This is a genomic window from Amycolatopsis umgeniensis (assembly GCF_014205155.1).
In the GTDB taxonomy this organism is placed as follows: Bacteria; Actinomycetota; Actinomycetes; order Mycobacteriales; family Pseudonocardiaceae; genus Amycolatopsis; species Amycolatopsis umgeniensis.
Genome location: NZ_JACHMX010000001.1, coordinates 4,519,772 through 4,543,599, shown reverse-complemented (window position 1 = coordinate 4,543,599; position 23,828 = coordinate 4,519,772). Strand labels below are relative to the sequence as shown.

Below are 23,828 nucleotides of genomic sequence, written 5' to 3'. Positions count from 1 at the left end.
GTCAGGGCCAGGGGCGCGGGGTGGGGCGAAGGGTTTCGTAGGCGGCAGCGGCGCGAAGGACGTCGAGGTCGGCGAAGCGGCGGCCACTGATCTGGAGGCCGATGGGCTGATCGTCGCTCGTGTGGCCGCAGTTGATCGAGACCGAGGGCTGGCCGGACATGTTGTACGGCACGGTGAACGCGATGTGCTCGAACGGGCGGCGCGGGTCGTTGGTCGGGGAAGGCCACTCCGCGGGTGGGGCCGGGACAGGGCAGGTCGGCGACAGGACGACGTCGAAACGTTCGGTCTCGCGCAGCGTCGCGACGGCGATGGCGTCGATCTGCGCGAAGCCGCGGTAGGCCTCGACACCGCTGACGTCGGCACCGCCGGCGGCCCAGTCCGCGATGTACGGCAGGACCTTCGCGCGGCGTTCGCCGGGCAGTGCCGACATGTCCGACCAGGCGCGGACGCGCCAGAAGGTGTCGAGCCCGTCGAGCATTTCACGGCGCAGGAACGGCGAAACCGGCTCCACGACCGCACCCGCGGCCTCGAACAGCCGCGCGGCTTCGGTTACGGCGCTGATCGTCTCCGGTGAGACCGGGAGGCCGACGCCCGGGTCGAGGTGCAGCCCGATCCGCAGTCCTTTGACCTCGGCCGAAAGCGCCATCCAGTCGAGTGAAGACGGCGGCAGCGAGAGGTGATCGCGACCGTCCACACCGGACAGAACGCTCATCAGCAGCGCGGTGTCGGCCACCGTGCGCGTCATCGGCCCGGCGACGCGGCCGAGGAACGGCGGATCCACCGGCACCCGGCCGAAACTCGGCTTCAGCCCGACCAGACCGCACCATCCGGCGGGCAGCCGGATAGAGCCGCCGATGTCGGTGCCGACGTGCAGCGGGCCGTAGCCGGCGGCGGCCGCCGAACCGGCGCCGGCGCTCGAACCGCCGGGCGTGCGCGTGGTGTCCCACGGATTCCGTGACGCGGTGTGGAAACTCGACAGCCCGGACGTCAGCATCCCGTAATCCGGCATGGTCGTCTTGCCCAGCAGAACCCCGCCTGACTCACGCACGCGAGCGGCCACCGGTGCGTCATCGGACGCGGGTGTCAGCGAGGTGGCGGCCGTGCCGAGCGGGACCGGCGTGCCGCGGGTCGCGATGTTCTCCTTGAGCGTCAAGGGAACGCCGTCGATTGGGCCGAGCGGTTCGCCGGCGTGCCAGCGGCTTTCGGACGCCTTCGCGTCTTCGCGCGCGCCGCTCGGGTCGTACGCGTAGAGCGCATGCAACTCGGGTTCACGCGCCTCGACACGGGCGAGGACAGCTTCGGTGACCTCGACCGGCGACAGTGTCTTCGCGCGATACTCGGCGACCAGTTCGACGGCGGTCAGATCGGGCAACTCCGGCACGGCGGGCCTCCTCACGTCGCGGGCGGTTCGAAGCGGCCGTCGACCGCGGTCCAGCCGCCGTCCACCGCCAGCACGGAGCCGGTCACGAACGACGACGCGTCCGAGGCCAGGTAGACGACGGCGCCCGCGAGTTCGTCCGGACGCGCCCAGCGGCCGAGCGCGCCCTTGGTCGCGTAGGCGTCGTACCAGTCCGGATTCGCTTTGATCTGCGCGGTGAGCGGGGTCTCGACGACGCCGGGCGCGATCGCGTTCACCCGCACCCCCGCCGGGCCGAATTCCGCCGCGGCCGTGCGGAAAAGCTGCACGAGACCGGCTTTCGTCGCCGCGTACGGGCCCTGCCCCGGCTCGACGGTGGTGCCGCGGATCGAGGAGAACCCGATGATGCTGCCCCGCCCGCGTTCGACCATTCCCGCGCCGAAAGCGCGGACGACCTCGAACGTCGCGCCGAGGTTCAGCGCGATCACCCTGTCGAATTCTTCGCGCGAGTAGTCGAGCAGCCGTTTGCGCACGTTGGTCGCGGCGGTCAGCACGACGATGTCGATCTCGCCGAGTTCGGCGGCCGCCTTCGCAGCGGCATCGGATGCGAGCAGGTCGATCTCGTACGGCTCCCCCACGCCGGTTTCCTCGGCCGCGGCGACATCGCGGTCCGCCACGATCACTTCGGCACCGTGTGCGGCCAGCGCCTTCGCGGCTTCGCGACCGATCCCGCTGCCGCCGCCCAGCACCACGGCCCGCCGTCCGTCGAGCCGGAACAGGTTGTCGTAACTCAAGGTCGCAGCACCGCCATCCTCGTCACGGTCAGTTCTTCGACCGCGAACCGCGGCCCTTCCCGCCCGATCCCGGAGTCCTTCACGCCGCCGTACGGCATGGTGTCGGACCGGAAGCCGGGCACCTCGTTGACCACCACGCCACCGACGTCGAGCTCGTCGAGCGCGCGGAACGCGGTCTTCAAGGACGTGCTGAACACGGAAGCGTGCAGGCCGTACCGCGACGCGTTGACCGCGTCGAACGCATCGTCCACTCCTGCCACACGTCGAATACAGACGACCGGGCCGAAGATCTCCTCGTCCCAGCATTCGAGGCCGTCGGGCACGTCGAGCAGCACCGCCGGCCGCACCACGGTGCCGTCGACACCGCCGCCGGCCAGCCGCGCGCCGGCCGCGGTCGCTTTGTCGACCCATTCCTGAACGCGCTTGGTCGACCCTGGGTCGATCAGCGCCGAGACCCGCGTCTTCTCGTCACGGGGATCGCCGGTGACGACCTCGCCGAGCCGGGCCAGCACGCGTTCGGTGAATTCCTCGGCCACCGCGTCGACGACCAGCACTCGCTGCACCGAGATGCACGCCTGCCCGGACGCGTAGAACCCGCCGCGCAGCACGGCGTCCGCGGCGGCGTCGAGGTCGGCGTCCTCCGCGACCACCAGCGCGGCGTTGGAACCCAGCTCCAGCAACGTCTTCGTGGGCGCGGCGTCGCGCGCGATCCGATGCCCGACCAGCGCGGACCCGGTGAACGACACCGCGCCGACGCGCCGGTCCGTGACCAGCGCCGAGCCGACGGCCGCGTCCCCGGTGACCAGCTGGACCATCGCGGGCACGTCGGTCAGCGAGCGGACGAGATGCACGAGCCACAACGTCGCGAGCGGCGTCTGCGGCGCGGGTTTCACCACCACCGGACAGCCCGCCGCGATGGCGGGCGCGATCTTGTGCGACGCCAGCAGCAGCGGATAGTTGAACCCGGCGATCCCGACCACGACACCGATCGGCTTGCGTTTCCAGAACCCGACCAGCCCGTCACCGGACGGCAGCAGGTCGAGTGGCACGGTCTCGCCGTGCAGCCGCGAGACCTCCTCGGCGGCGGCTTGCCAGGTGACGATCGTGCGGGCGACCTCGACCCGGCAGTCGACCAGCGGCTTGCCCGTTTCCAGGACGAGAAGCTGCTCGAACTCGGAGCGCCGCGCTCCCAAAGCTGCGGCGACGTCGTTCAGAAGCGTGCGCCGGGTTCGCGACGGCAGGGCCGCGACCTGCTTGAACACCGCGACGGCCTCGTCGATCGCGCGCGTGGCCAGCTCCGGCGTCCCGACCGGCGCACGGCCGATCTCGCTCCCGTCGTACGGGAACACCACCGGCTCGGCCGCGGTCGGCACCCAGCCGTCGCCGATCGGCAGGCCCTCCGGATACTCAGCCATCCTCGCCTCCCCGCAACTTCGCCAGCTCGGCGCGCAGATTCGGCGCGGCCGCCAGCAGCTCCCTGGTGTATTCGTGCTCCGGCGCGTCGTAGACCTGGCCGACGTCGCCCAGCTCGACGATCTCCCCGCGCCGCATCACCGCGACCCGGTCGCAGACGTGCCGCACCACGCCGAGATCGTGCGAGACGAAGATCAGCGTCAGCGAATAGAGCTCGACCAGCGACGCGAGCAGGTCGAGGATCTGCTTCCGCACCGAGACGTCGAGCGCGCTCACCGGCTCGTCCGCGATGAGGACGCTCGGATTCGGCGCGAGCGCCCGCGCGATCGAGATGCGCTGCCGCTGCCCTCCGGAGAACTGGTGCGGGTACCGGCCGGCGGCGTCTTCGGGCAGGCCGACCGCTTGCAGCAATTCCGAAACCCGCGCGGGATTCCGGCGGCCCAGCGGCTCGGAAATGATGTCGCGCACCCGCATGCGCGGATCCAGCGAGCCCATCGGATCCTGGAAGACGATCTGCAGTTCCGACCGCAGGAACCCGAGTTTCCGTTCGGGCAGCGTGTCGACGCGTTTGCCCTGGAACGAGACGCTGCCCGCCGTCGGCTTGTCCAACGCGGCCAGCAATCTGACCAAAGTGGACTTCCCCGAACCCGACTCGCCGACGATCCCGAAGCGCTGACCAGCCTCGACGTCGAAAGAGACACCACGCAGAGCGTGGACATCGCGGCGTGTGTAGCGACGTTCCAGGTCCCGCACGGAGATCATCATCGGCTCGCCTCCAGATCCGAAGCGGCCAAAAGCTTCTTCGTGTACTCGTGCTTCGGCGCGGTGAGGACTTCGCGTGTGGTGCCTGCCTCGACGATCTCGCCGTCCAGCATCACCAGCACCCGCTCGCACACCGACGCCACGACGGCGAGGTCGTGCGTGATGAACAGCAGCGCGCTCTCCCGTTCCCGGACGCCGTCGAGGATCATCTCGAGGATCTGCGCCTGCACGGTGACGTCCAGCGCGGTCGTGGGCTCGTCGCAGATCAGCAGCTTCGGATCATTGGCGAGCGCGATCGCGAGGACGACGCGTTGCCGCTGCCCGCCCGACAGCTGGTGTGGATACGCGCGGAAAGTGCCTGACAACCCCACGGAATCCAGCAATTCCTCGGCCGCCGCACGGCTCTTCCCGCCGTTGCGGTGGATCCGCATCGGCTCGGCCACCTGCGCGCCGACGCGCATCGCCGGGTTCAGCGCGGTCATGGGTTCCTGGAACACCATCGACAGGTCGTTGCCGCGCAGCCGCGACAGCTCTCGTTCCGGCGCGCCGAGCAACTCGCGGCCGTCGAGCTTCACCGAGCCGGACCCGGCGAGCTCTTCGGGCAGCAGTCCCATGATCGACAACGCCGTCAGCGACTTCCCGGAACCGGACTCGCCGATCAGCCCGACGCGCTCACCGCGGGCGATGCCGAACGAGACGCCGCGGACCAGGTCGCCGATCCCGAGGCCCTGGACTTCGAGGGTCATGGCCGCGCCGCCAATCGCGGGTCGAGACGATCGCGTAAGCCGTCACCGAGCAGGTTGAACCCGAGGACGGCGATGGCGATCGCGACGCCGGGCACGAGCGCGAGCCGCGGGTGCAGGGTCAGGAACACCTGGGATTCCTGCAGCATCCGGCCCCACGACGGTGTCGGCGGCCGCGTGCCGAACCCGAGGAACGACAACGCCGCTTCCGCGAGCACGGCGATCGCGAACGACACCGACGCCTGCACGATCAGCAGCCCGGAGATGTTCGGCAGCACATGCCGCGCCGCGATGTTCGGCCGCGAGCGACCGGCCGACCGCGCGGCCAGCACGAACTCGCTGCTCATCACCTGCAGCGTCCCGGAACGCGCGATCCGCGCGAACGACGGGATGGTCGCGATACCGATCGCCACCATGGCCGTGAACGTGTCCGCCCCGAACACCGCGCCGAACATGATCGCCAGCAGCAACGCGGGGAACGCGAGCACGAGATCGTTGACGCGCATGACGAACTCGCCGAGCCACCGCGACGACATCCCGGCGAGAATGCCCAGCGGCGTCCCGATCAGCGCGGCGATCCCGACCGCGACCACGCCGACGTACAGCGTGGTCCGGGCGCCGACCATGAGCTGGCTGAGTACGTCGCGGCCGAAACTGTCCGTGCCCAGCAGGTTCGAGCCGCTGAAGTCGTGCAGGCGGTTCGGCGCGTCGACGCGGACCGGGTCGAACGGCGTCCACACGAACGAGAGCACCGCGGCGACGACGATCACCGCGACCAGGACGCCGCCGATGACGAGAGTGCGATCGCGCATCAGGTACCCCGCAATCTCGGGTCGAGCACCGTGTAGAGGACGTCGACCACGAAGTTCACCAGCAGCACGCCGACCACCAAGACCAGCACGATCCCCTGCACGGACAACAGATCCCGCGACGCCACCGAGTCGAGCAGCATGCTGCCGAGACCGGGGAGGACGAACACGCGCTCGACGACGACCGCGCCGATCAGCAGCGTCGCCAGTTGCAGGCCGAGCACCGTCACCACCGGCACGGCGGCGTTGCGCAGCCCGTGACGGAACAACGCCTGGAACGGCCGGAGACCCTTGGAGCGAGCGGTGCGCAGGTAATCCTGTCCCAGCGTGTCGAGCACGGCGGACCGCACATATCGCGTGAGCACCGCGCCCTGCACGAGTCCCAGTGACAGGGCCGGCAGGACGAGACCGCGGAGGAATTCGCCGGGATCCCGCACCGGCGGTGTCCAGCCACCGGAGGGCAGCCAGCGCAACTGCACCGCGAAAATCTGCACGAGGATGATGCCCGCGAGGAAGGCGGGGATCGCGACACCGATCTGCGAGAGACCGGAAACCGCGGAGCCGTCGGCCTTCCGGTGCCGCACCGCGGCGAACGTCCCCGCCGGGACGGCGATCAGCAGCGCCACCAGCATCCCGGCCCCGACCAGCCACAACGTGACGCCGAGCCGGTCGGTCAGCGCGGGCCCGATCTCCTCGCGGGTGACGTAGGAGCGGCCGAAGTCGCCTTGCAGGACACCGCCGATCCAGTCGAAGTACTGCGTCGCCAAAGGCCGGTCGATGCCGAACTCGGCGCGGGTCTTCGCGACCAGTTCCGGGGTCGCGTTGACGCCGAGCGCGACCTGCGCCGGATCACCCGGCAGGACGGCCATGAACAGGAACACCACGATGGACGCGACCAGCACACTGGCCACCAGGATCGCCACGCGGCGCACGATCTTGAGCGTCATCGCGGCGCCAATCCCGTGAGGTCGAAGGACTCGCTGACCTGGTTGCGCACGAACCCGGTCACCTCGTCCTTCGCCACGATCACGTTGGGGAACAGGAAGAGCCAATCGGCGGCGGCGTCTTCGGACAACCGCCGCGCGACCTGCCGCATCGCGTCGACCTGCTCCTGCGGCGTTCCGGCGTCGGCCTTCGCCAGCTCCTGCTGGACGGGCTTGCCGTCGTAACCCCAGTAGTACTTCGGCCTGCCGAAGGTAACGATGTCGCGCGCCTCGACGTGCTGGATGATCGAGAGGTCGTAGTCGTGGTCGGTGAAGACCTGCTTGAGCCACACCGCGGGGAAGTCCAGCGGCTCGATCGTCACCGTGACCCCGACGTCCGCCAGCTGCGAAGCCACCACCTGCGCGGCCGAGACGGCGTACGGCAGGTTGGGAATCCTCAAGCGCAGCGGGGATTTCACCTGGCCTGCTTCGGCGAGCAGTGCTTTCGCCTTCGCGGGGTCGAACGGGTACGCGTTCGACAGGTCTTCGTACCAGGGATCCGTCGGCGGGACCATACTGCCGATGAGCGTGCCGCGACCGGCCCAAGCCGTGTCCAGCAAGGCCTTCCGGTCGATGGCGTAGGACAGCGCGCGCCGCACGCGCACGTCGTCCATCGGCGGACGGGCGTTGTTGAACGCGAGTGTGACCTCGCTGTTCGTCGTACCCTCGACCACGGTGAACCGGTCGTCGCTCTGGAACTGCGGGATCGAATCCGGCACGGTGATCGCGGAGATGACGTCGATGCCGTTGCTGAGCAAGGCGTTGTTGAGCGCCGTCGGATCCTTGATGTACTTGAGGACCACCGTGGAGTACGCCGGTTTCTTGCCCCAGTAGGCGGGATTGTGCTCGAGCACGATGGAATCGCCGCGCCTGCGCGAGGACACCGTGTACGGCCCTGTGCCGATCGGCTTGTTCGCGAGATCCGCGACGCCGCCAGTGCTGAACATCGCGCCGAGCCTGCTGGTGAGGCTGAACAGCCAGCCGTTGCTGGGTTTCGTGAGCAAGACCCGCGCGTGGTCCGGCGCGACGACGTCGACTCGTTCGACAACGTCCATTGTGGACTTGATCGACACGGTCCAATCGGTTTTCACGCGCATCAGGGAGAACTTGACGTCCTCGGCGGTGAACGGCGCGCCGTTGCTGAACTTCGCGTCCTCGCGGAGCTTGAAGTCGTAGGTCTTGCGGTCTTCCGAGACGGTCCACGATTCGGCCAGCAGCGGCACGATCTTCCCGTCCGCGTCGAGTTTCACCAGGCCCTCGTAGACGTTGTAGAGCAAGGCCTGCGGGATGGCGGCGCCGTCGGTGCGGGTGAAATCGAAGTTCGCGGGTTCGGCGGTGAAACCGACCGCGAGGGTGCCGGGGCCTTGAGCGACCGTGGCACTCGAACCGGCGGAGCAGCCGGACGTCACCAGCAGCACCACGAGCGCCGCCGCATGGATCCGGGCTTTCATCCTGCCCCCTGACCGGTAGACTGGTCTGACCAGTAAACCAGACGGGACGGCAGGGTCAAGATGGAATTCGAGCCGGTCGCCCCTGTCCGCGCGTACCAGCGCGTCGTCGAACAGATCGAGGAAGCCGTGTTCAGCGGCCGGATCAAACCCGGCGACCGGCTGCCGAGCGAACGTGAGCTGATGGTCCAGTTCGACGTCGGCCGCTCGACAGTGCGCGAGGCGCTGCGTGTCCTGCAGGCGGCGGAAATGATCCGCTCGCGGCCGGGCGATCCCCGCGGACCCGAGGTTCTCGCCGCCTCCCCCGCCGCACTGCACCGGTCCATGCACCGGCTCGCGCGGGCCGACCACCTCGGACTGTCCGAACTCCTGCAGTTCCGCATGATCCTCGACGGTTCCGCACATCTGCTCGCCGCGCAGCTCAGGACCGAGGACCATCTCACCGAGTTGGACGCGGCGCTGGAGGCGATGCGCGCGGGCGTCGCCAAGGGATTCGCCGAATTCAGCCACGCGGACGTCGCGTTCCACGAAGCCATCGCCCGCGCGACGGGGAATCCGCTGCTGGTGATCAGCGGCGAGGTCGTCCGCGGGGTGGTGCTCGAACTCATCGAGGACAAACTGGAGCACGCCGACGACCGGACCGCGTTGATGCTCAAGTGGCTGGCGCATCACGAAGAAGTGCTGGGAGCGATCCGGGACTCGGACGGCGAGCGCGCGTCTCGGCTGGCGAAGCAGGCGCTCTACGACAACTACGCCGAGTACGTCCCCGAGGAGCAGCGTCGTCTCTTAGAGCCACTGCTGTCGTAACACTCTGTCGCGCCGGGCCGACTCACTCCTACACTCGCTCAAGTGGGGGATGCCATGGAGCCTTCAACAGCCCGTAAGGGTGTCGGTCTCGCCTTGTCCGGTGGCGGTTACCGCGCGATGTTGTTCCACACCGGAGCCCTGTGGCGGCTCAACGAACTCGGCTGGCTGTCGAAGATCTCGACGTTCTCCAGCGTTTCGGGCGGCTCGATCGCGGCGGGGGTGCTCGCGCACGCGTGGTCGGATCTGAAATTCGAGAACGGCGCCGCGGACAACTTCCACGACGAGGTCGTCGCGCCGGTCCGGAACCTGGCGCGCACCCGGCTCGACATCCCGGTCACCTTGCGCGCCATGGCCATTCCGTGGCGCAGCGCCGGTCAGGAGCTGGCGCGGGTGTACGCGAAACACCTGTTCGGCGACTGCTGCCTGAGGGATCTGGACCCGGCGGGTCCGCAGTTCGTCTTCACCGCGACGAACCTCCAGGACGGCGCGCTGTGGTGGTTCTTCCGGCAGGACGGACCGCACGGGAACATCCCGCTCGCGACGGCGGTGGCCGCGTCCTCGGCGTTCCCGCCGATGCTCTCGCCGGTGGTCATCCACGATCCGCTTTCGACCCAAGCGGGCAAGAAGATCGTGCTGAGCGACGCCGGCGTCTACGACAACCTCGGCCTGGACCCCGTCGAAGGGCAGTGCGCGACGGTGCTGGTCAGCGACGCGGGCAAGCGGATGAAGGTCAAGCAGAAGGTCCCGCGTGACTGGGGACGGCAGCTGCTGCGCGTCCTCGACGTGATCGACAACCAGGTCCGCGAGCTGCGGCGCGGCGCGCTGCTGAAGTCCTATGTGGAGAAGGATTTCGCGGGCTCCTATTGGGGGACCTATGTCGATCTGGAGAACTTCGAGCTGGACGACGCGCTGCAAGCGCCGGTCCGCCTCACGCACAAACTGGCGGAAACCCCGACGCGGCTGACGAAACTGCCGGAAATGCTGCAGGAGCGGCTGATCAACTGGGGTTACGCGGCTTGCGACGCCGGGATGCGGAAGTGGGTCGAGCCCGACGCGGCCGCACCCGCCGGATTCCCGTTCCCCGCCGCGGGTGTGGGCTGACGCAAAGGGGCCCTTCACCGCATCGGATGCGGTGAAGGGCCCCTTCGGCTCACGTCAGACCAAGTTGGCGTAGACGATGATGTTGTCCTTGTAGCTGTGCTCTTCCTTGTCGAAGACACCGCCACAGGTGATCAGCCGCAGCTGCGGCTTGTCCGTGTTGCCGTAGACCGCGTCCTCGGGGAACTGGTCCTTGGGCACCTGGTCCTTCTTCTCGACCACGAACTTCAGGCTCTTGCCGTCGCTGCGGTCGACGAGGATCTCGTCGCCCGGGTTGACGTCCTTGAGCTTGAAGAAGATGCCCGGCTGCTTGTTGCCGTCGACGTGCCCGAGCAGGATCGCCGGGCCGACGTCACCGGGCACCGGCGAAAGCTGGTACCAGGCGGCCTGCATCGGCTTCTTCGCCGACGGAACGGCCATCTTGCCGTCCTTGTTGACCGCGACCGCGATCAGATTCGACTCCGCGCCGATCTTGGGGATCTTCACGTTCGTCGGTCGGGTGCCGTCGAACGGCTTCGTGACCGGGACGGTCGATTCCGCCGGCGCCTGCTGTGCGGCGGGCGCGGGTTCGTCGGAACCGCAACCGGTCAGTGCGAGGGAAAGGATCAGGGTGGCCGCGACCGCGCGGCCACCCCGCTTCAGGAACTTCGTCGACATCGATCAGGCCGCGGTGGCGCCGAAACCGGTCTCGATGCCGCCCTTGGGGGCGTACTTGACCTGCTTCTCCGGCTTGCCCGGGGTGCCCGCGCCGCCGCCGATGGGCGACTCGAACTCGATGTCACCCTTGCCCGCCTTGCCCGCGCAGGTCCAGGTGAAGGTGCTGGCGTTGCCCTTGAAGGACTTCTTGACCTTCACGATGTAGACCCAGTAGCGGCCGTCGTCTTCGGCCTGGTTGCTGTACAGGGTGTCGAAGTCCGGAGCCGAAACAGCGGCGGGCTCGCCCGAAGCGCAGGCGATGACCAGCGCGCCGACACCGTTGTCGCCGATGTAGCCCGCGCCGACGTTGTCGACGTAGGGCTCCTCCGGCGGCGTGGTCGGCCGCTCCGAGGTGGAGGTCGGCGACGGCTTGCCGGAAGTCGGCTTGCCGCTGCTGGACGGCGTCGGCTGCGACGACGGCGAACCCGAGGTGCTCGTCTCCGGCGGAGCCGTCGTCACCTTGCCGCCCGTCCACGAAGGCTCGGCCGGAGCGGAGGACGACGTCTCGGTCGGCGCCGCGGGAGGCGTGGTCGTCGTTTCGTCCTGCGCCATCGCGGCCGGCGTCACGGCCAGCGAGATGACGGCGCCGGCCAGCACCGCGCCCGCGAGGCGGCCCAACGTCTTCTTCAAAGTGATCTCCCAGTGGAAAAGCATCGCAACGCACAGTGACCCCCACCATGCGGCCACCCGGGGGAAAATCCCACTTTCGAGTGACAGCGCGATACTGCCGGAAAATCGACCGTCGACAGTAGCGAAAGGACAGTGACAAAAACCACTGTGAAAACCGGTAACGACGATGCGTTCCGCTTCGATACAAGGGCTCGGAAGTCGCCCCGCAGAGGGAAAAACCTCGCGGCGACGAAGGAATGTTAACACCCGAACGGCCGGTACGGTTGCGATGCGGAAGTATTTTTTCCTCTTCCGCGGAACGCCTCGAAAACACCGGTTTTCCTGGCCGGATCGACCTCTTTGAGTGACTCTCCGGGCCTTTGTTACCCGCCGGTTCACACGTTCGGAGTACCCGCCCGTGAAGGACTGACCATTTGGACGCGAAAGCCGGTGCTCGCCAACCCCAAGGTCACGATTAGAACACCAGGAACAGGGCCACGGCCAGGGAGAGCGCGCCGAGGAACCCCGCGCCGAGCAACCAGGGCTTCGGCGAGGCCCTCTTCCGTACCGCCCGCCCACCGCCCACGACAGCGATCAGCAGCCCGACACCGAACCCGATCCCGGGGATGAAGGTGGCGAGAGTCCGGTTCTCGGCGTCACAGGCCCAGATCTCGTCACTCGGACAGGGCGTCGCCGCGAGTGCCGCCAGCACACCCGCCGCGACGATCGCGAGGAAGCCGAGCACCAGGAGCCAGAACAGGCCCCACATCAGTTGACCCAGCCGCCGGGGCTGTTTCGTCTCCTCCACGCGCTCCAGATTAGGGCGCTAGCCGAGTGCCGACGCCAGATCCGTCCAGAGATCTTCGGGATCCTCGAGTCCGACACTGAACCGGACGAGCCCGGCGGGCACGTGGGCGTCGCCCGCCAGCCAGGCCCGCCGCTCGACGAGACTTTCCACCCCGCCGAGGCTGGTCGCGGCCCGGATCAGCCGCAGCGAACCGATGACCTTGTCCGCGGTCTCCGCGTCCGGGAGCTCGAACGCGATCATCGTGCCGGAGCCGGGATAACGCACCCGGGTGATCGCGGGATGGTCGAGCAGTCGCGCCGCCAGCAGCGCGGCCGTACGCGTCTGCTCGGCGAGGCGGACCGGAAGCGTCCGCAGGCCGCGAAGAGCGAGCCAGGCTTCGAGAGCACCCGGGGTCGCGCCCATCCGCGTACGCGCGTCTCGCAGGTCCTTCGCGACGCCTTCGTCGGCCGCGATCGTCAGGCCGAGCAGCAGATCGCTGTGACCGCCGATGAGTTTCGTCGCGCTGTGCACGACGATGTCGGCGCCGAGCTCGAGCGGCCGCTGCCCGAGCGGGGTGGCGAACGTGTTGTCCACGGCGACCAGCCCGTTCGCGGCGGCGGCGATCGTCTCGATGTCGATGACGTCGAGCGTGGGGTTCGTCGGGGATTCGAGCCAGAGCAGGTCGGCGTCCGCGGCCGCGACCCAGGCGTCCGTGTCGTCCGGCGCGAGTTCGGTGACCACCAGGCGGCCCGTCCGGTGAGCGTGCGCGAGGAGCCCGCGAGACCCGGCATAAGAGAACGTCGGGACACAGACCTTCGCGCCGACGGCCAGCGTGTCGACGACCGCGCTGAGCGTCGCGATCCCCGAGGCGAACGCGGTGGCGTGCCCGCCTTCGAGCGCGCCGATCGCGGTTTCGAGAGCCTCCCAGGTCGGGGTGCCGTTCTCCCGCGAATACGCGCGGTCGGCGCCGGCGTCGAAGGTGCTCGCCGCGACGATCGGCACGTTCAGCGGTTCGCCGGGGCCCTCCGGACGTCCGGCGGCGACGGCGAGGGTGCGGGGTGACCAGTCGTTCGTGTCCACCCCGCCACCGTAAACCGTCCTCGCTCTAGTGGGCGTACACCTCGAACTCGTAGAGGGAGTAGCCGTACTTCGTCCCGCGTTGGACACCGGCCATCCGGACATAACGGCCGTCCGTGGCTTCGAAGGCGACGTTGTCCTGCCCGCCGTCTCCGTCCACTATGGACGCCACGTCGCGCCAGTTCGTCCCGTCCGACGAGATCTGCACCTTGTACGCCTTCCCGTACGCGGATTCCCAGTGCAGGACCACGCGGGAAACACGCTGCGCCGAACCGAGGTCGACGGTGATCGACTGGTTGTCGCTCCAGTCGCTCGCCCACCGCGTCGACAGGTTGACGTCGATCGCGTTGGACGGCGGGGAGTTGTACCAGCCGGTTTCGTGGCTGCTCGCGCTGACCGACCGGCCGGTGGCGAGGTTCGCGATGTTGTCGCCGCGTTTCGCCGGGAACTCGACGACCTGCTGGAAGGTCGGCCGGTTCTGGGTGCTCATCTTGTCCTGCGTGATGCCGCCGAGCGCGCGGTGGATGATCGTGTCGGCGCACCACTGATCGCCCGCGGCGCAGTCGCCGTCACCCGGGTACACGGTGTTGGCGGGCTGCGCGGCCGCCTGCGTCAGCGAGTCGAGCAGCACCTGACGGCAGGCGTTGACGTCGCCGCCACCGCAGTACTTCACGGGCAGCGGACCCGCGACGTTCTGCCCGAGCACCGAACGGATGTCCTTGTGCACGTAGCCCCACCAGCCCGCTTGGTACGACGAACCCGCGTGCGACTGGCCGACGTGCTTGCCGGGCACCTCGTTCTGCCAGCCGGACGGCGACTCGTTGATCTTCAGCACGCCCACCATCGCGGCGTAGGCGGCGTCGCCCATGCCGGGTTTGAACTGGGCGTTGACCAGGAGCGGCCACCAGGCGTCCATGACCCGGATCGCGTCGGCGTCGGCATAGGCCTTGCTGCCGGGTGAGGTCTCCGAGCGCAGGGCGCCCGCGGCTAGCCAGGTCTTCAGCTTCGCCACCGCGTCCGCGGCCGGACCGGTCACGGGTGCCTTGTCGATCACCTTGAGCAGTTCCGGCAGCACCTTCTCCGCGCGGAGATCGGCCAACGCCGCCTCCTCCATGGCCTGCGTGAGGTTCACGCGCGTCACCTTGGTGCCGCTGGAGACCATCTTCTTGACCCGCGCGTCGATCAGATCGCCGCGGTGCACGGAACTCTTGTCCGCGCCGCTGGCCGCGTAACCATTGGTCTGCGCGTTGTTCCAGCTGATGTAGTAGTCCTGGTTGATCGACTGCGGATGCTGCGAAGACGGCGTGTAGTTCGCGAGGTTGCCGTCGGGATTCCAGCCCTGCCAGTCGAATCCTGCGTCGGCCTTCACCGGCATCGCCGGGTCGACGTTCGGATTGCGGACCGGGTTCGAGCCGGAGTTGAAGTACGCGATGTCACGGGAGTCGGCGTAGAACCAGTTGTAGGTCTGGTTGACGTCGGCCGCCGCGGCCTGGAAGTCCTGCGCCGATTTGATCGCGTCCGGATCGTTGAACTTCTGGAAGCCGATGATCGTGTCGATCTCGTGCTGGAAGGTCGACCGCAGCGACGCGTACGCGACGGGCTTGCCGCCCACGAGCGCCCGGCTCGTCACCGGTCCGTACTTCGTGCGGAAGCTCCGCAGCGTGTACGAACCCGCGGCCGTCCCGTCGGCGATGGTCGGTTTCCAGGCGTTCTTGCGCTCGACGATCTCGAACGGCAGGCACTGGCCGCGGAAGCGGTAGAAGGCGGAGTTCTTCGTCGGCGTGGAACCGTTCTGCTCGCACAGTTCGACGGCGTAGGTGTCGGTGATGTCCTGCGACGCCGAAGTCGCGCTCCACGAGTAGTCCTTGCCGCGGCCGAGCAGCACGTACATGCTGATCCCGGCGAACGAGGCGCCGCGAGCACTGATACCCGGGCCCTGGAGTTCCTGCAGCATCAGCAGTTGCGGCGCGAAGTAGCCGGCCTGCGGGCCGAAGACGGCGACGGGGTGACCGCTCGCGGTCTTGGCGCCGGAGACGACCAGCGCGTTGGACATGCCGTGTTTCTCGGAAAGCAGGTTGCCGGGCAGGACGCCGTTGTCGAAGATGCCGCGGACGGCTTTCTGGTCGTCGGGCGCGGGAACGTCCACCTTGGCGGGCGTCGCCGTCCCGGCGGAACCGGTCGGGTCGAAGACGAGCTGCTGCCCGGTGACCGAACCCTTGTCCGGGATGGCCGCGCCCTGCGGGTTCGCGGGCGCCTTGCCGTAGTCGAAGTTCTGTCCATTGTGGAGTGTCTTGACGGTCTCGGGGTCGTCCTCGGACCGGAGGCTCTTCCAGACCTTGTCGCCCTGTTCGAGACCGTACTTCTCCTGCATCGCCATCTTCGCGATGGCGTTCTGCACCTCACCGCCGCCGCCGGCGCCGAACTGCGCGCCGACCACCGCGGCGAGCACGACGAGGTCGGTCAGCTTGAACGGTTCGATGGTCCCGGCGTTGGTGATCGCGTCGACGTGTCCGGTGAGGACGTACTCGCCGGGGAAGTAGCGGCCGCTGTGCGAATCGGAGATGTACTTGTTGACGCCCTGCACGTAGGCCTCGGCGTCGGCCTTGCCCTGCGCGCCGCGCGGACCGCTGGCCGCGGCGTTGTCGATCTGCTTCTGCAGTTCCTGCTCGGTGTAGGGCGCCGAAGAGAAGAAGCTCTGCTCGAGTTCGCGGTTGCCCTGCGCGCCACCGGCGTACGAGGTCAGCTGGCCGCGGCCGACGCGGCGCATGATGTCCATCAGCCACAGGCGATCCTGCCCGGCCGCGTATCCGGCGCCGTACATCGTGCCCGGCCGCGTGGTGCCGACGATCCGGGGGACGCCGGTCGCCTTGTCGCGGGTGATCGTCACGTCCGAACGCGGTTTGATCGTGCTCTCGACCTGCCCGGACTGGACGCCGAACGAGGCGTCGTTGAAGAACTGGTTGATCTTGTCCGTGGTCAGCGTCTTGTAGCCGCCGGCGAGCGAGGCGTACTTGCCGAGCTGGTCGGCGGAATGCGCGGGCCGGGTGCCGAGCGCCTTGTGCGCCAGGATTTCGGCGAGGGTGGCGTTCCCCTTCGTGCCGGGCGGCAGGATGTCGCCGCACTGGCCGCCGCAGTAGTCGTCGAGCGCCGCCGCCACCACGGAGTTCGGTGGGGCTTCCGCCGCGTTTGCCTGGAGTGCCGGAACGGTCCCCGCCACCAGCGTCAACCCCGCCAGCGTCGTCAAGACCCGTATGCCTCGTCGCATGAAAGACCTCCGTCGTCGGAGAGTGACGAGGCGCACACTACCCACGGGTATCCAAATTTGTGAAGACTATTCGCGTTCTTGCCACCGTTCGGCGGAACACTCGCCCTGCGAACCCGGGACCAGCGGATGTAGCTTTGTCACCATGTCTTTGGAAAAGCCCCAGATCGACCGTCCGGAAGGCGCCGCGCCCGCCGACCTGGTGAAGTCCGACATCACCGTCGGCGAAGGCCAGGAGGCCAAGTCCGGCGACACCGTTTCGGTGCACTATGTCGGTGTCTCGCACTCGACCGGCGACCAGTTCGACGCGTCGTGGGACCGCGGTGAGCCGCTGCGCTTCGGCCTCGGCAAGGGGCAGGTCATCCCCGGCTGGGACCAGGGCGTCGCGGGCATGAAGGTCGGCGGGCGCCGCCAGCTCGTCATCCCGCCGCACCTCGCTTACGGCGAACGCGGCGCCGGCGGCGTCATCAAGCCGAACGAGACCCTGATCTTCGTAGTCGACCTGATCGGCGTGAACTGACCCACAGAAACCCGAAGACCCGGCCACCAGCCGGGTCTTTTCTTTGCCTTTTCTTTGTTCTCTCGGGAAGCAACCCACTCGCCAACCACCCAACCGCCAACCGCCAACCGCCGCCCTCACGCACCGTGGGGGTCCGGGGGGCTCGGCCCCCCGGGAATTGACGAGCGACGACCGAACGCGAAAGAGGCCCCGTCGCGCTAGCGAAGGGGCCTCTGACTAAGGGTGGGCGAGGAGGGAGTTGAACCCTCACGTCCTTTCGGACACACGGACCTGAACCGTGCGCGTCTGCCATTCCGCCACTCGCCCGAGTGCTTCGTTCTCTGACAGCTCGCAAAGCGTAGCAGGCTGATTTGACGGGTTTCACCGGGGGCCGTGTCCGACTGGCCGTACCCGGATAGGATCGACGGGGAAGCACACGTGTGAGGAGGTTGCCCGGTGGGCCGCGTCGAACGCTTTGATAGGCGGCTCGAGAACCTCGTGGGCAATACCTTCGCGCGCATGTTCGGTGGCAACGTCGTCACGCAGGAAGTGGCGGTGGCGCTTGAGCGCGAGAGCGAGGAGAACGTTCGTGAGCTGGCCGGTGGTCGACAGCTCGCTCCCAACCACTACATCGTGTCGTTGGGGCAGGCTGATCACGAGCGCATGGCCGGAGACGAACGTCGGGTCACGTCGGTGTTGGCGGAGGCGGTCAAGGAACACCTCGCCGAGCACGGTTGGGACACCTATGGTGACGTCGTAGTTTCGCTCGAGCGCAACGAGGCGCTGCATACTGGACAGTTCAAGACCCGTTCGTCCGTCGATCCCGACGTCAAACCACCTGGCGCCGAAGGTTCGTCACGGTCGGCACGACCCAGCAACGCAGGAGACCCAGCAATGAGCCAGCCCCCCGGCTACGGCCAATACGACCAGGGTGACCCGTACGGCCAGCAGCAGGGCCAGTACGGCTACGGACAGCAGGCTGGCCAGCAGCAGCCCGGGTACGACCAGGGTTATGGCGGCCAACAGCAGGGCGGCTACGACCAGGGTTACGGCGGCGCCCAGCAGCCCGGTTACGACCAGTACGGCGGCCAGCAGCAACAGCCCGGCTACGACCAGGGCTATGGCGGCGCCCAGCAGCCGGGCTATGACCAGTACGGCGGCCAGCAGCAGCAACCCGGTTACGACCAGGGTGGTTACGGCGGCGGCGCCCAGCAGCCCGGGTACGACCAGTACGGCGGCCAGCAGCAGCAACCCGGTTACGACCAGGGTGGTTACGGCGGCGGCGCCCAGCAGCCCGGCTATGACCAGTACGGCGGCCAGCAGCAACAGGGCGGCTACGACCAGTACGGCGGTGGCCAGCAGCAGTACGGCCAGCCCGCCGCGGACCCGTACGCGCAGGGTGGCGGCTACGGCGGTCAGCCGGCGGCAGGCCGTCAGCTCGCCGCGAGCCTCCAGCTGGACGACGGTTCGAACCGTTCGTACTCGCTGAAGCAGGGCGGGAACGTCGTGGGCCGTGGTCAGGACGCCGACTTCCGGCTGCCGGACACCGGCGTCTCGCGTCGTCATCTGGAGATCACCTGGGACGGCCAGAGCGCGACGCTCGCGGACATCGGTTCGACGAACGGCACCACCGTCAACGGCACCCCCGTGCAGACCTGGCAGCTCGCCGACGGCGACGTGATCCGCGTGGGCCACTCGTCTCTCGTGTTCCGTACGCAGGGCTGACCGGCGGCGTCTGGAGGGGGTACCGCAGAATTGCGGTGCGGGACCTGTGGTGGATCGGCACCTCGGGTCGTAGCGGAGAGCAAGGCCGTTCGGAGCCGACCATCCCGGACGGCACGGGCTCTCCGCGGCGTACAGGAGAAACGGGAGCGGACACAACAAGTGCCAGAGCTGGTCGTTCAACTCACCAGAGTGGGCTTTCTCGTGCTGCTCTGGCTCTTCGTGTTCGCCGCGTTGCGTGTCGTCCGCTCGGATCTGTACGCGGCCTCCGGGCTGCGAGTCGCCGTCCCGACGTTCGGTCGCAAGAAGAAGGAAAACAAGAAGCCGCGCGGCGGGAAGTCGCCGCAGCAGCTGCTCGTGACCCATGGCGCGCTGGCAGGCACCAGGATCGCCTTGGACGGCAGGCCGATCCTGATCGGCCGTGCCGACGACTCGACCTTGGTGCTGGACGACGACTACGCGTCGACCCGGCACGCCCGGATCGCCCTGCGCGGGGAGGATTGGTACGTGGAAGATCTGGGCTCGACGAACGGGACGTACCTCGACCGGGCTAAGGTCACGGCACCCCTCCGGGTCCCGCTCGGAGTCCCCATCCGGATCGGCAAAACGGTGATCGAGCTTCGCCCATGACTCTCGTCCTCCGCTACGCGGCTCGCAGCGACCGGGGCCTGGTGCGTTCCAGCAACCAGGACTCCGTGTACGCAGGTCCCCGCCTGCTCGCCCTCGCCGACGGCATGGGCGGTCACGCCGCCGGTGAAGTCGCCAGCAAGGTGGTCATCGCCTCACTGGCCCCGCTCGACGACGACGATCCGAGCGACGACCTCCTCGCCCAGCTGCGCGAGGCCGTCCAGAACGGCAACGCCGCCATCGCCGAACTCGTCCAGCAGGATCCGGACCTCGACGGGATGGGCACCACCCTGACCGCCGTGCTGTTCGCCGGTTCGCGGATGGGTGTCGTGCACGTCGGCGACTCGCGCGCGTATCTGATGCGCGGCGGGCAGTTCTCGCAGATCACGCGGGACGACAGCTTCGTCAACGAACTCCTCGAACAGGGCCGGATCACGCCGGAAGAGGCTGCGGTGCACCCGCAGCGGTCGCTGCTGCTGAAGGCGCTCACCGGACACGAGGTCGAGCCGAGCCTGACGGTGCGCGAGGCCCGTGCCCACGACCGCTACCTGATCTGCTCGGACGGTCTGTCCGGCATGGTCAGCGACGAGACGCTCGCCGAGGCCATCCAGATCCCGGATCCGCAGGCCTGTGCGGACCGGATGATCGAGCTGGCGCTCAAGGGCGGCGGCACCGACAACGTCACGGTGATCATCGCCGACGTCGTCGACGTCGATTTCGGCGAGGACGCGCCCATAGTGGGCGGCGCCGCCGGTGACGGCAGTGACGAATTCCACCAGGGCGACTCCCCCGCCGCCCGTGCCAGGGCGCTGACCCAGCCCGCGCCGCAGCCGCGGCCCGAGGTCCAGCCACCACAGGAGGACCCCAAGGTCAAGCGCCGGAGGCGATTTCGCTGGCTGGCGGGAGCAGTGGTCGTCCTGATCGTGCTGGCCGCGGCGGCGATAGCCACGCGGTATTTCGTGCTGAGCCAGTACTACGTCGGCGAAGGTCCCGGCGAGGAGGTCGTGATCTACCGCGGCGTCCCCGGCAGCATCCTCGGCATCGACCTGCACGCCTACGAGCAGGGCTCGTGCCCGCCGGGCGGGCTGTGCACCGACAAACTGCTGGTGCCCGCGCTCCAGGAGGACGCGCGCATCGCGGTGAAGAACGGCGTCAAGAAGGACAACCTCGACGACGCCCGCAAGTACATCGACGACTTCCTGCGGCCGCACAAGCAGCTGGCCGACTGCAAACCGAACACCAGCTCGACTTCCACGCCGCCTTCCGCTTCGGCACCGCCCGTGTCGTCGTCGGCGGCTCCCCCTTCGACCCCCGCCTCGCCGAACTCGGCGAACCAGCCAGCGGGGAGGGACTGCTCGACGCCGGCCACGGCAGCACCAGGGGGCGGTAACTGATGAGCACGCCGCTCGCCGATCCGGCTTCGGCCCAGTTCGCCACGAACCCTCCGCGCGAGCTGCCCACCCGGCGCGGGACCGAGCTCGTCCTCCTGGCGTTCGCGACGTTCATCGTCACCATCGCGCTCGTGCTGGTGGAAGCGAACCAGGAGCAGGAGCTCACCAGCTCGATCATCTGGCTGGGGCTGTCCTACCTCGGGGTGCTGACGGCGGCGCATCTGGCTGTCCGCCGCTGGGCGCCGTACGCGGACCCGGTGATCCTGCCGTGCGTCGCGCTGCTGAACGGGCTCGGCCTGGTGATGATCCACCGGATCGACCTCGCGCTCGCGGAACGCGCGATCCAGCAGGGCAAGGAGTACACGCCGGACGTCACCAAGCAGGTGCTGTTCACGGCGATCTCGCTCGTGCTGTTCGTGGTGGTGCTGGTCGTGATCAGCGACCACCGCACGCTGACCCGCTACGGCTACATCTGCGGTCTGGTCGGCATCGTGGCGCTCGCGCTGCCCGCGGTGCTGCCGTCGAGCCTTTCCGAGGTCAACGGCGCGAAGGTCTGGATCAAGCTGCCGTTCTTCTCGATCCAGCCGGGTGAGTTCGCGAAGATCCTGCTGATGATCTTCTTCGCCTCGTTCCTGGTGACGAAACGCGACCTGTTCATGGTCGCGGGCAAGAAGATCGCCGGCGTCGAGCTGCCGCGTGCCCGTGACCTCGGCCCGATCCTCATCGCGGCGGCCGCCTGCCTCGGTGTCCTGGTGTTCGAGAAGGACCTCGGGACGTCGCTGCTGTTCTTCGGCGTCACGCTGGTGATGTTGTACGTCGCCACCGAACGGATCATCTGGGTGGTGCTCGGGGTCGGCTTCTTCGCCGCGGGCGCGATCATCGCCTACAACCTGTTCACGCACGTCCAGCAGCGTGTCCGGAACTGGATCGACCCGCTCGCCACCTACGACGACGCGGGCGGCGGTTACCAGGTCGCGCAGGGGCTGTTCGGGCTCGGGACCGGCGGGGTCGGCGGTACCGGCCTCGGCGCCGGGCGGCCGGACATGGTCCCCGAGGCCAAAACGGACTTCATCACCACCGCGATCGGCGAGGAACTCGGCTTCATCGGCCTCGCCGCGATGCTGATGCTGTACCTGATCCTGGCGATGCGCGGGATGCGCAGCGCCCTCGCCGTCCGCGACACCTTCGGCAAACTCCTCGGCGGCGGCCTGTCGTTCGCCCTGGTCATGCAGATCTTCGTCGTCGTCGGCGGCGTCACGAACCTGATCCCCAACACCGGGATCACCGCCCCGTTCCTCTCCCGCGGTGGTTCTTCCTTGCTCGCGAACTACATCCTGGTGGCCCTTCTGCTCCGAATCTCCGACGCCGCCCGCAAACCCGCCGCGCGGCCGAAGCCGCAACAGCCGCAAGCGCCCCTCGCGGAAGCGCACACGGTGATGGTCCAGCGGCCGTCCGCGAACGGTGAGGGGAGCGCTTCGTGAACACCCCGCTCCGCAAGGTCGGGATCGCCATGCTCGTCATGGTGGTGCTGCTGCTGGCCAACGCCACCTACATCCAGGTGGTCAAGGCCGACGACTACCGCACGGATTCGCGCAACCTGCGCGTGCTCTACGAGGAGTACTCCCGCCAGCGCGGCCTGATCGTCACCCCCGACGGTTCCGCGCTCGCGAAGGTCGACCCGTCGAACGACAAGTACAAGTTCATCCGGACCTACGCCGACGGCCCGATGTACGCGCCGGTCACCGGCTACTACTCGATCAACTACGGCTCGGGCGGCCTGGAGCGGTCCGAGGACGACGTGCTCAACGGTTCCGACCCGCGGCTGTTCGTCCGGCGCCTGTCGGACATGGTCACCGGCCGCGATCCGCGCGGCGGGAACGTGAAGCTGACGATCAACCCCGCCGTGCAGAAGGCGGCGTACGACCTGATGACGCAGAAGGGCTACACCGGCTCGGTGGTCGCGATGGAGCCCAAGACCGGGCGCATCCTGGCCATGGTCTCGACGCCGTCGTACGACCCGAACAAGCTCGCCTCGCACGTCGGCAAGGAGCAGATCGCCGCGTGGGGGCAGTGGCGTGACGATCCGAAGAAGCCGATGCTGAACCGCGCGATCTCGGAGACCTATCCGCCGGGTTCGACCGCGAAGCTGATAGTGACCGCGGCCGCGCTCGAGGACGGCAAGACGCCGGACATGCCGGTCAACACCGCGCCCAACGTCAAACTCCCCGGCACGCAGACGACGCTGGAGAACTACGGCGGCGCGGCCTGCAAGGGCAGCACGTTGAAGGAAGCGCTGCGGTACTCGTGCAACGTGCCCTTCGCCGAACTCGCGGGTGAGCTCGGCAAGGAGAAGCTGAACGCGACGGCGAAGAACTTCGGTGTCGGCGAAGACCTGACAGTGCCGATGCGGGTCGCCGGTTCCACCCTCGGCCCGCTCGACTCGAAGGCCGCCCTGTTCCAGAGCGCCATCGGGCAGCGGGACGTACGCCTGACGCCGATCCAGGACGCCTTGCTTTCGGCGACCATCGCGAACAACGGGATGGCGATGAAGCCGCAGCTCGTGCAGTCGCTGCTGGCACCGAACCTGTCGACCATCGAGGACTACAAACCGAGCGAACTGACCGGCGACGCCGCCATGTCCAGCGCGAACGCCGCGATCCTGCGCGACATGATGCTGGCGTCGGAGGAGAACACCAAGGGCGCCGGCAAACGCGGCGACATCCAGATCGCCTCCAAGACCGGCACCGCCGAACACGGCAACGACCCGAAGAACACCCCGCCGCACGCCTGGTACACCGGGTTCGCGCCGGCGATGGACCCGAAGATCGCCGTCTCGGTGATCGTCGAGTCCGGTGGTAACCGCGGGCTCGAAGCGACCGGCGGCACCGTCGCCGCGGAGATCGGCCGCGCCGCCGTCAACGCGATGCTCGGGGGTGGATAGCGG

The 23,828-nt window shown here is 68.3% G+C and carries 21 protein-coding genes and 1 tRNA gene; 8 read left to right on the top strand and 14 right to left on the bottom strand.

All coding sequences use genetic code 11. The annotated features are described in order from the left end of the window. Window position 1 precedes the first annotated feature (1 nt). The 8 genes from HDA45_RS21280 to HDA45_RS21245 are packed head-to-tail and all read right to left on the bottom strand — an operon-like array spanning window position 2 to window position 8,312. Window positions 2–1,381, bottom strand: coding sequence for an amidase (locus HDA45_RS21280; protein ID WP_184897978.1), 1,380 nt, complete (start codon window positions 1,379–1,381; stop codon window positions 2–4). A gap of 11 nt (window positions 1,382–1,392) precedes the next feature. Next, window positions 1,393–2,151, bottom strand: coding sequence for an SDR family NAD(P)-dependent oxidoreductase (locus HDA45_RS21275; RefSeq protein WP_184897976.1), 759 nt, complete (start codon window positions 2,149–2,151; stop codon window positions 1,393–1,395). Next, entirely contained in the window at window positions 2,148–3,566 is a 1,419-nt protein-coding gene (locus tag HDA45_RS21270; RefSeq protein WP_184897974.1) for an aldehyde dehydrogenase family protein, read from the bottom strand. The genes HDA45_RS21275 and HDA45_RS21270 overlap by 4 nt, the downstream gene beginning before the upstream one ends. After that, window positions 3,559–4,329: an ABC transporter ATP-binding protein gene (locus HDA45_RS21265; RefSeq protein ID WP_184897972.1), complete on the bottom strand. Its 771-nt coding sequence runs from the start codon at window positions 4,327–4,329 to the stop codon at window positions 3,559–3,561. Before HDA45_RS21265 ends, HDA45_RS21270 begins: the two co-directional genes overlap by 8 nt. Beyond that, entirely contained in the window at window positions 4,326–5,072 is a 747-nt protein-coding gene (locus HDA45_RS21260) for an ABC transporter ATP-binding protein (protein WP_184897970.1), read from the bottom strand. The genes HDA45_RS21265 and HDA45_RS21260 overlap by 4 nt, the downstream gene beginning before the upstream one ends. Then, entirely contained in the window at window positions 5,069–5,881 is an 813-nt protein-coding gene (locus tag HDA45_RS21255; protein WP_184897968.1) for an ABC transporter permease, read from the bottom strand. The genes HDA45_RS21260 and HDA45_RS21255 overlap by 4 nt, the downstream gene beginning before the upstream one ends. After that, window positions 5,881–6,825, bottom strand: coding sequence for an ABC transporter permease (locus HDA45_RS21250; RefSeq protein ID WP_184897966.1), 945 nt, complete (start codon window positions 6,823–6,825; stop codon window positions 5,881–5,883). The genes HDA45_RS21255 and HDA45_RS21250 overlap by 1 nt, the downstream gene beginning before the upstream one ends. Then, window positions 6,822–8,312 (bottom strand): ABC transporter substrate-binding protein, encoded by a 1,491-nt coding sequence (locus HDA45_RS21245; RefSeq protein ID WP_184897963.1) that lies wholly within the window; start codon window positions 8,310–8,312, stop codon window positions 6,822–6,824. Before HDA45_RS21245 ends, HDA45_RS21250 begins: the two co-directional genes overlap by 4 nt. 60 nt (window positions 8,313–8,372) lie before the next feature. Here HDA45_RS21245 and HDA45_RS21240 point away from each other — a divergent pair, with 60 nt between their 5' ends. Further along, window positions 8,373–9,116, top strand: a complete 744-nt coding sequence (locus tag HDA45_RS21240) for a FadR/GntR family transcriptional regulator (RefSeq protein ID WP_184897961.1) — start codon at window positions 8,373–8,375, stop codon at window positions 9,114–9,116. Between the two features lie 54 nt (window positions 9,117–9,170). Continuing rightward, entirely contained in the window at window positions 9,171–10,217 is a 1,047-nt protein-coding gene (locus tag HDA45_RS21235; protein WP_184897959.1) for a patatin-like phospholipase family protein, read from the top strand. Between the two features lie 54 nt (window positions 10,218–10,271). Here HDA45_RS21235 and HDA45_RS21230 read toward each other — a convergent pair whose 3' ends face one another. From HDA45_RS21230 to HDA45_RS21210, 5 genes are all read right to left on the bottom strand, one after another. Beyond that, window positions 10,272–10,871, bottom strand: a complete 600-nt coding sequence (locus HDA45_RS21230) for a class F sortase (protein WP_184897957.1) — start codon at window positions 10,869–10,871, stop codon at window positions 10,272–10,274. 3 nt (window positions 10,872–10,874) lie between these two features. Beyond that, the gene (locus HDA45_RS21225) at window positions 10,875–11,540 is read right to left on the bottom strand and encodes a hypothetical protein (RefSeq protein WP_246480749.1); all 666 of its coding nucleotides are present in this window, start codon (window positions 11,538–11,540) and stop codon (window positions 10,875–10,877) included. 454 nt (window positions 11,541–11,994) lie between these two features. Next, a complete protein-coding gene (locus HDA45_RS21220; protein WP_184897953.1) occupies window positions 11,995–12,327 on the bottom strand; it encodes a hypothetical protein in 333 nt (110 codons plus the stop codon). Window positions 12,328–12,345: 18 nt separating this feature from the next. Next, entirely contained in the window at window positions 12,346–13,386 is a 1,041-nt protein-coding gene (locus tag HDA45_RS21215) for a PLP-dependent transferase (protein ID WP_184897951.1), read from the bottom strand. A 25-nt stretch (window positions 13,387–13,411) separates the two neighbouring features. Continuing rightward, the gene (locus tag HDA45_RS21210; RefSeq protein WP_246480748.1) at window positions 13,412–16,648 is read right to left on the bottom strand and encodes a penicillin acylase family protein; all 3,237 of its coding nucleotides are present in this window, start codon (window positions 16,646–16,648) and stop codon (window positions 13,412–13,414) included. A 142-nt stretch (window positions 16,649–16,790) separates the two neighbouring features. Here HDA45_RS21210 and HDA45_RS21205 point away from each other — a divergent pair, with 142 nt between their 5' ends. Next, window positions 16,791–17,165, top strand: a complete 375-nt coding sequence (locus HDA45_RS21205; RefSeq protein ID WP_184897949.1) for an FKBP-type peptidyl-prolyl cis-trans isomerase — start codon at window positions 16,791–16,793, stop codon at window positions 17,163–17,165. 223 nt (window positions 17,166–17,388) lie between these two features. Here HDA45_RS21205 and HDA45_RS21200 read toward each other — a convergent pair. After that, window positions 17,389–17,471, bottom strand: a tRNA-Leu gene (locus HDA45_RS21200). 129 nt (window positions 17,472–17,600) lie between these two features. Here HDA45_RS21200 and HDA45_RS21195 point away from each other — a divergent pair. From HDA45_RS21195 to HDA45_RS21175, 5 genes are all read left to right on the top strand, one after another. Then, a complete protein-coding gene (locus tag HDA45_RS21195) occupies window positions 17,601–18,869 on the top strand; it encodes an FhaA domain-containing protein (protein ID WP_184897947.1) in 1,269 nt (422 codons plus the stop codon). Window positions 18,870–19,028: 159 nt separating this feature from the next. Continuing rightward, window positions 19,029–19,496 (top strand): FHA domain-containing protein FhaB/FipA, encoded by a 468-nt coding sequence (locus HDA45_RS21190; protein ID WP_007030429.1) that lies wholly within the window; start codon window positions 19,029–19,031, stop codon window positions 19,494–19,496. Next, entirely contained in the window at window positions 19,493–20,887 is a 1,395-nt protein-coding gene (locus HDA45_RS21185) for a PP2C family protein-serine/threonine phosphatase (RefSeq protein WP_184897945.1), read from the top strand. The genes HDA45_RS21190 and HDA45_RS21185 overlap by 4 nt, the downstream gene beginning before the upstream one ends. After that, a complete protein-coding gene (locus HDA45_RS21180) occupies window positions 20,887–22,365 on the top strand; it encodes an FtsW/RodA/SpoVE family cell cycle protein (RefSeq protein ID WP_184897943.1) in 1,479 nt (492 codons plus the stop codon). The genes HDA45_RS21185 and HDA45_RS21180 overlap by 1 nt, the downstream gene beginning before the upstream one ends. Then, a complete protein-coding gene (locus tag HDA45_RS21175; protein ID WP_184897941.1) occupies window positions 22,362–23,825 on the top strand; it encodes a penicillin-binding transpeptidase domain-containing protein in 1,464 nt (487 codons plus the stop codon). Before HDA45_RS21180 ends, HDA45_RS21175 begins: the two co-directional genes overlap by 4 nt. Window positions 23,826–23,828: the final 3 nt, after the last annotated feature.

Excerpts from the sequence above, each read along its gene's own strand:
- HDA45_RS21270 (WP_184897974.1), bottom strand. The coding sequence starts at position 3,566 with ATGGCTGAGTATCCGGAGGGCCTGCCGATCGGCGACGGCTGGGTGCCG.
- HDA45_RS21180 (WP_184897943.1), top strand. The coding sequence starts at position 20,887 with ATGAGCACGCCGCTCGCCGATCCGGCTTCGGCCCAGTTCGCCACGAAC.
- HDA45_RS21230 (WP_184897957.1), bottom strand. The coding sequence starts at position 10,871 with ATGTCGACGAAGTTCCTGAAGCGGGGTGGCCGCGCGGTCGCGGCCACC.
- HDA45_RS21205 (WP_184897949.1), top strand. The coding sequence starts at position 16,791 with ATGTCTTTGGAAAAGCCCCAGATCGACCGTCCGGAAGGCGCCGCGCCC.
- HDA45_RS21255 (WP_184897968.1), bottom strand. The coding sequence starts at position 5,881 with ATGCGCGATCGCACTCTCGTCATCGGCGGCGTCCTGGTCGCGGTGATC.
- HDA45_RS21240 (WP_184897961.1), top strand. The coding sequence starts at position 8,373 with ATGGAATTCGAGCCGGTCGCCCCTGTCCGCGCGTACCAGCGCGTCGTC.
- HDA45_RS21250 (WP_184897966.1), bottom strand. The coding sequence starts at position 6,825 with ATGACGCTCAAGATCGTGCGCCGCGTGGCGATCCTGGTGGCCAGTGTG.
- HDA45_RS21235 (WP_184897959.1), top strand. The coding sequence starts at position 9,171 with ATGGAGCCTTCAACAGCCCGTAAGGGTGTCGGTCTCGCCTTGTCCGGT.
- HDA45_RS21245 (WP_184897963.1), bottom strand. The coding sequence starts at position 8,312 with ATGAAAGCCCGGATCCATGCGGCGGCGCTCGTGGTGCTGCTGGTGACG.
- HDA45_RS21265 (WP_184897972.1), bottom strand. The coding sequence starts at position 4,329 with ATGATGATCTCCGTGCGGGACCTGGAACGTCGCTACACACGCCGCGAT.
- HDA45_RS21260 (WP_184897970.1), bottom strand. The coding sequence starts at position 5,072 with ATGACCCTCGAAGTCCAGGGCCTCGGGATCGGCGACCTGGTCCGCGGC.
- HDA45_RS21185 (WP_184897945.1), top strand. The coding sequence starts at position 19,493 with ATGACTCTCGTCCTCCGCTACGCGGCTCGCAGCGACCGGGGCCTGGTG.
- HDA45_RS21210 (WP_246480748.1), bottom strand. The coding sequence starts at position 16,648 with ATGCGACGAGGCATACGGGTCTTGACGACGCTGGCGGGGTTGACGCTG.